The organism is Verminephrobacter aporrectodeae subsp. tuberculatae At4 (assembly GCF_000193225.1).
Classification (GTDB): Bacteria; Pseudomonadota; Gammaproteobacteria; order Burkholderiales; family Burkholderiaceae_C; genus Acidovorax; species Acidovorax aporrectodeae.
Window position 1 is genome coordinate 1 of sequence record NZ_AFAL01000942.1, and the last position, 264, is coordinate 264.

At 67.4% G+C, this 264-nt stretch carries 1 pseudogene; it reads left to right on the forward strand.

Annotated features, from left to right (window positions below):
• A pseudogene (locus VTU_RS29935) lies at positions 1–264 on the forward strand (SwmB domain-containing protein); the annotation flags it as partial.

Below are 264 nucleotides of genomic sequence, written 5' to 3' on the forward strand. Positions count from 1 at the left end.
AAGCCCAGCGCCGATCACGACACACGCATCGCCCGCCTGGAGCAGAAAAAGCTCCCCCCCAACCTGCCCCGGGCGCTGGAGGCGCCCGGCGGACTGACCAGCTTCCAGGCAGAACTGACTCCCGGCACACACACCGAGAGTTTCAGCCTCTACGTGGACCCGGCGCAGCACGCCAACGGCTACTGGCTGCGGGACAGAACCGGCACCTGGGTGAACCTGGCGAGCGAGCCCTACAGCGGCAAGATGGTGCAGGACGGGCAAAGC